The following is a 5,440-nucleotide window of genomic DNA, read 5'->3' on the forward strand; positions in this document are numbered from 1 at the left end:
CGCGGGCCGGCGCGCCACCCCCGGGGCCGGCGCAGACCAGCCCCCCCCGGGCCCGGCGCCGGTGCCCACGGTTCGCACAGTTTGTTTCACGCGGCCCTTACCGCCCGTACCGCCCGCCGTACCGGCGCCGCGTCACGGGCGCAGGATCAGCCGGACCGGATTGCCCTCCTTACGCAGCAGCCGGTCCACCGCCTCCCCCGCCTCCGCCAGCGGCAGCACCCCGCTGACCGACCGCGAGAGGTCCAGCCGGTGCCGCCGTACCAGCTCGACGAGCTGCACCACGTGCTCGTCGGAGGAGCCGTAGTGGCCCAGCACCCGCTGCTGGAAGTAACTGAAGGCGGTGCCGTCGCTGATGGTCAGCGGCCGGTCGGTGAGCCCGACCAGCACCAGCCTGCCGCCCGGGCCCAGGCAGCGCACCGCCTGCTCCCGCACCGCCGGCGCTCCGGCGAAGTCGAAGGCGAAGGCCAGCCCGGCCCCGCCGGTCTCCCCCCGCACCCGGGCGGGCAGCCCGGGATCGTCCGAGGAGAGGGCCAGGTCGGCGCCGGAGGCCAGGGCCCGCTCGCGCGCCTCGGCCAGGGGGTCGACCGCGATGACCGGTGCGGCGCCGACCAGGCGCAGCAGTTGCACACCGTGCACGCCCAGGCCGCCCGCACCCCAGACGCCGGCCGGGCGCGCGGGCTCTGTGCGGGCGGTGGCGGTGATGGCGGCCCACGGGGTGGACACCGCGTCCGGGATGATCGCGGCCTGTTCGAAGGGCAGCTCGTCGGGGATCTCCACCAGCGTCGGCCCGGCCGCCACCGCGTACTCGGCCCAGCCGCCGTCGTAGTCCACCCCGCGGGTCCACACCACCCCGTCCCGCTCCTCACCGGCCTGGAGCAGGACACGCTGTCCCGGCCGCCACCGGGTCACACCCGCGCCCGGCTCGGCGACGACGCCCGCGACCTCGTGGCCCAGGGTGACGGTGTCCCCCCGCAGGTACAGCGGGGTGAGCGTGCCGTCGATCAGGTGCATGTCCGACAGGCAGACGCCCGCGGCCTCCACTTTGACCAGCACCTCCCCCGGCCCGGGCCGCGGGGTGGGCACCTCCTCCACCGAGAATGCGCGCGTCCTCACGTCCAGCCGTCCGGCGAGCACGGTGACCACCCGTTTCCCCCATCGGTGCCTGCGATCGTCCTGCGTCCCCGCCGCAGTACCCGCGCAGGGATCGGGGAACCCGCCCGGCACCCGGTTTCACGCTCCGGAGGCGCCGGCCCGGCCCCGGGCGGGGATCTCCTCCGCCCCGGGCGGCGGACCGGGCGGGGTCCCGTCGCCGAAGGGCCGGCCGCCCAGCTCCTCGCGGTGGTGCGGGGTCAGCCACCCGGAAAGGTCCGGGCCCAGCGGCACGATCTGGGTGGGGTTGATGTCGGTGTGCACCTGGTAGTAGTGGCGCTTGATGTGGTCGAAGTCGACCGTGTCGCCGAAGCCGGGGGTCTGGAAGAGATCACGGGCGTAGGCCCACAGCACCGGGTCCTCGGTCAGCTTGTTGCGGTTGCACTTGAAGTGGTTGTGGTAGACCGCGTCGAAGCGCACCAGAGTGGTGAACAGCCGCACGTCGGCCTCGGTGATGGTGTCCCCCACCAGGTAGCGGCGGCCGGCCAGACGTTCGGAGAGCCGGTCCCAGCAGGCGAAGAGGTTGCGGTAGGCGCGTTCGTAGGCCCGCTCGCTCTTGGCGAAACCGGTCAGGTACACACCGTTGTTCAGGTTGCGGTAGACATCCGCCATCACCTCGTCGATCTCGTCGCGCAGCGGCTCGGGGTACAGGTCGGGCGCGCCGTCGCGGTGCAGCGCGGTCCACTCGGTGGCCAGGTCGAGCGTGATGCGCGGGTAGTCGTTGGTGACGAGCACGCCGCTGGGGACGTCCACGACGGCCGGGACGCTGACGCCCCCGTCGTAGCCGGGCTCGCGGGCGGTGTACGCCTCGCCGAGGAAGGCGATGTCCAGCACCGGGTCCCGGCCGTCCGGGTCCAGGGTGAAGCGCCAGCTCCGCTCGTCCTGCAGGGGGTCGGTGACCGCCAGGGAGATCGCGCCCTCCAGGCCGAGCAGCCGCCGCGCCACCAGGGCGCGGCTCGCCCAGGGGCAGGCCCGGCTGACCACCAGCCGGTACCGTCCGGCCTCGACCGGCCAGCCGTCGGCGCCGTCGGCCGTGATGCGGTCGGTGAAGTGGCTCGGGGACCTCTTGTACTCGGCTGTCGTGCTGCCGGGGTTGCCGACGCTGGTCGTCATGGGCGCTGCCTTCCTCTCGGACTCGGGGCTCCCGGGCGGCGGGGCGCGGGATCCGGACGCCTACCCGCTTCCGCGCCCCGGCACCCGTGCGCCCGGCGGCCGCGCCCGCTCCCGGGTCCGTCGGCGCCGGGCGGCGGCACACGTACTCGTCGACCGCCCCGCCGGCCGCCTCGGGGCCGGCGGGGAGCGCCGGGCCGGTTCCGGTCTCGGTGCCCGTACGGCCCGGCATCGGCCCCCGGCGGGCACGGCGGGCGGGCGCGGATCAGTCCAGGCCGAGTGCGGCCAGGTGCCGGGCGAAGGGGACGACGGTCTCCGTCTCCCCGGCTTCGTCGGCCGCGCCGTTCGACCCGTTCGCATCGTTCGCCTCGTCCGTCCCGGCCGCATCCGCCGTACCGGCCCTCTCGGCGGGACGCGGCCGGGCCCCGGCCAGTTCCGCCAGCTCCTCCCCCGCCCGTTCGATCCGGGCCGACAGCTCGCCCGCCCTGTCGTCCACACCACCCCGGTCCTCGGAGGCGGCGTAGACGGCGGTGGGGACGGTGACCGCCCGCAGATAGGCGAACATCGGACGCATGGCGTGCTCGATGACCAGGGAGTGCCGCGGTGTACCGCCGGTCGCGGCCATCAGGACCGGCTTGCCGCGCAGCGCGGTGTTGTCGATGACGTCGAAGAAGGACTTGAACAGGCCGCTGTAGGAGGCGGTGAAGACCGGAGTGACCGCTATCAGGCCGTCCGCCCCCGTCACCGCCTCGACCGCCTCGGCCAGGGCGGGGCCGGGGAACCCGGTGACCAGGTTGTGGGCGATGTCGGTGGCCAGGTCGCGCAGTTCCACCACCCGTACCTCCACCCGGCGCTCCCCGCCCTCCAGGCGGCGGCCGGCCGAGACGGCCGTGATCCGGATGGGTTCCATGGTCGTGCTCCTGCGGTCCTGTGCGGGGGTCCGGTGGGATCCGGACGGATTGCGGGGGCTGCGTCGAGCCGTGTCAGGCCGTGGCGCCGGGCGCGGCGGCCCCGGCGGCGGCCCCGGCCTCGCGGCGGGCGACGAGGGAGGCGTGCGTCGGGGCGTCGGGCACCTGCGCGGGGCGCCGGGCGGCGAACTCCTCGCGCAGCACAGGCACGACCTCCTCGCCGAGCATGTCGATCTGCTCCAGCACGGTCTTCAGCGGCAGTCCGGCGTGGTCCATCAGGAAGAGCTGGCGCTGGTAGTCGCCGGCGTAGTCGCGGAAGGCGAGGGTCCTGTCGACGACCTGCTGCGGGCTGCCGACCGTCAGCGGGGTCTGCTCGGTGAAGTCCTCCAGCGACGGCCCGTGTCCGTAGACGGGCGCGTTGTCGAAGTAGGGGCGGAACTCGCGGACGGCGTCCTGGGAGTTCCGCCGCATGAACACCTGGCCGCCCAGGCCGACGATCGCCTGCTCGGCGGTGCCGTGGCCGTAGTGGGCGTAGCGCTCCCGGTACAGGGAGACCATGCGCTGGGTGTGCTCCTTGTTCCAGAAGATGTTGTTGTGGAAGAAGCCGTCGCCGTAGTAGGCGGCCTGCTCGGCGATCTCCGGGGAGCGGATGGAGCCGTGCCAGACGAACGGCGGAACGCCGTCGAGCGGGCGCGGGGTGGAGGTGAAGCCCTGCAGGGGGGTGCGGAAGCGGCCCTGCCAGTCCACCACGTCCTGGCGCCACAGCTTGTGCAGCAGCGCGTAGTTCTCGATGGCCAGCGGGATGCCCTGGCGGATGTCCTGTCCGAACCAGGGGTAGACCGGCCCGGTGTTGCCCCGTCCCAGCATCACGTCCACGCGCCCGTCGGCCAGGTGCTGGAGCATCGCGAAGTCCTCCGCGATCTTGACCGGGTCGTTGGTGGTGATCAGGGTCGTGGAGGTGGACAGGACCAGGCGCTCGGTGCGGGCGGCGATCCAGCCGAGCATGGTCGTCGGCGAGGAGGGCACGAAGGGCGGGTTGTGGTGCTCGCCGGTGGCGAAGACGTCCAGGCCCACCTCTTCGGCCTTGAGCGCGATGGCCACCATGGCCTTGATGCGTTCGTGCTCGGTGGGTGTGCGGCCCGTGGTCGGGTCCGGGGTGACGTCGCCCACGGTGAAGATTCCGAACTGCACTGCGCTCACATCCCAATAGTTGATTGTTCAATCACTTTATCGAACAGCCGGGCTCTCCGACCTATTCCGGCTCCCCTCCCCGCTGCTCCCCACCCGGCGGGCATGGACGCCCGGGAGCGGGGAACCGCGTAGCGCGGAAAGCCCACAGCGGGCTGCTCCCGTACGGACCGCACGGGCAGCCCGTGCGAGGCAGGGAGCGAGGCACCGTGTTCAAACGCCGTCGCGAGAAAGAGCAGCGCGAGAAGGACGAGCGGCTCAGGCAGGTCGCCAGGGAGCACGTCCGCCATCTGTCCGGCGAGACCGCCAAGGGGCGGGCCGACCCGGCCACGATCGAGCACACCGGGCGCGGGAAGGGCGCCTCCGGTACCTCCGGCGAGGGCGGCACCTCCCGCTGAGGGCGGCCCCGGACCGCGGTGCGGTGGGCCCGGGCCACGCGGGCCGGGCCCACCGTGCTCACTCCAGGACCTTCAGCCCCACGACACCGGCGACGATCAGCACCAGGCAGAGCACACGCCCGGTGGAGACGGGATCGCCCAGCGCGGCCATCCCGTACACCGCCGTGCACACGGCCCCGATCCCGACCCACACCGCGTACCCGGTGCCGATGGGGATGCCGCGCATCGCGTAGGCCAGGCCGCCCATGCTCAGGGCGAGGGCGACGACGAACAGCACACTGGGCCTGAGCCGGGTCAGGCCGTGCGACGCCGAGAGCGCCCCGGCCCACACCGCCTCCAGGAGCCCCGACACGACCAGTACGACCCACGCCATGACGTGACCTCCGCAGATGATGCCGCCTTGCTGCGTATGACCTGCGCCGTCTTGTCCTGCCGGGTACGACGCGCTCGTCCGGGGCGCGGGGACGCCACGGCCAACCTAGCACCGGCCCGCAGCGCGCCCGGCCCGCGCCCTCTCCACATCCCTGCGCGCCCCCGTCATGCCGCCGCGCTCCCCGGGCACGCGGGAGTACATGCGCTACCGGGACTATTCGCAGTGCACCGGGCTTCAGCCCGGTGGTGAAGCGAATCTGAGAGCTGCTCTGACCTCAGCTGTGGGCACGGATCTGTACTGTTCACCTCAGCCCG

General features: G+C 73.4%; 6 protein-coding genes and 1 riboswitch. Of the genes, 1 reads left to right on the plus strand and 5 read right to left on the minus strand.

Translation table 11 applies throughout. From position 1 onward, the window contains the following. Positions 1–132: 132 nt before the first annotated feature. The 4 genes from AC2CJA_RS23510 to AC2CJA_RS23525 all read right to left on the minus strand — a co-directional run bounded on the left by AC2CJA_RS23510 (position 133) and on the right by AC2CJA_RS23525 (position 4,358). Positions 133–1,143, minus strand: a complete 1,011-nt coding sequence (locus tag AC2CJA_RS23510; protein ID WP_484604681.1) for a zinc-binding dehydrogenase — start codon at positions 1,141–1,143, stop codon at positions 133–135. 87 nt (positions 1,144–1,230) lie between these two features. After that, the gene (locus AC2CJA_RS23515) at positions 1,231–2,262 is read right to left on the minus strand and encodes a glutathione S-transferase family protein (protein ID WP_484604682.1); all 1,032 of its coding nucleotides are present in this window, start codon (positions 2,260–2,262) and stop codon (positions 1,231–1,233) included. Between the two features lie 262 nt (positions 2,263–2,524). Continuing rightward, positions 2,525–3,169: a CE1759 family FMN reductase gene (locus AC2CJA_RS23520; RefSeq protein ID WP_484604683.1), complete on the minus strand. Its 645-nt coding sequence runs from the start codon at positions 3,167–3,169 to the stop codon at positions 2,525–2,527. 73 nt (positions 3,170–3,242) lie between these two features. Continuing rightward, a complete protein-coding gene (locus tag AC2CJA_RS23525; RefSeq protein WP_484604686.1) occupies positions 3,243–4,358 on the minus strand; it encodes an LLM class flavin-dependent oxidoreductase in 1,116 nt (371 codons plus the stop codon). Between the two features lie 206 nt (positions 4,359–4,564). Here AC2CJA_RS23525 and AC2CJA_RS23530 point away from each other — a divergent pair, with 206 nt between their 5' ends. Next, positions 4,565–4,753 (plus strand): hypothetical protein, encoded by a 189-nt coding sequence (locus AC2CJA_RS23530; protein WP_484604684.1) that lies wholly within the window; start codon positions 4,565–4,567, stop codon positions 4,751–4,753. Between the two features lie 58 nt (positions 4,754–4,811). Here AC2CJA_RS23530 and AC2CJA_RS23535 read toward each other — a convergent pair whose 3' ends face one another. Continuing rightward, positions 4,812–5,126 (minus strand): DMT family transporter, encoded by a 315-nt coding sequence (locus AC2CJA_RS23535; RefSeq protein ID WP_484604685.1) that lies wholly within the window; start codon positions 5,124–5,126, stop codon positions 4,812–4,814. A 40-nt stretch (positions 5,127–5,166) separates the two neighbouring features. Then, positions 5,167–5,230: riboswitch (guanidine-III (ykkC-III) riboswitch) on the minus strand. Positions 5,231–5,440: the final 210 nt, after the last annotated feature.

The sequence above is a fragment of the Streptomyces sp. ATLC9 genome, from assembly GCF_057196705.1.

What these genes read in the sequence shown, in the direction of transcription:
- AC2CJA_RS23515 (WP_484604682.1), bottom strand. Translation starts at nt 2,262, where the DNA reads ATGACGACCAGCGTCGGCAACCCCGGCAGCACGACAGCCGAGTACAAG.
- AC2CJA_RS23520 (WP_484604683.1), bottom strand. Translation starts at nt 3,169, where the DNA reads ATGGAACCCATCCGGATCACGGCCGTCTCGGCCGGCCGCCGCCTGGAG.
- AC2CJA_RS23535 (WP_484604685.1), bottom strand. Translation starts at nt 5,126, where the DNA reads ATGGCGTGGGTCGTACTGGTCGTGTCGGGGCTCCTGGAGGCGGTGTGG.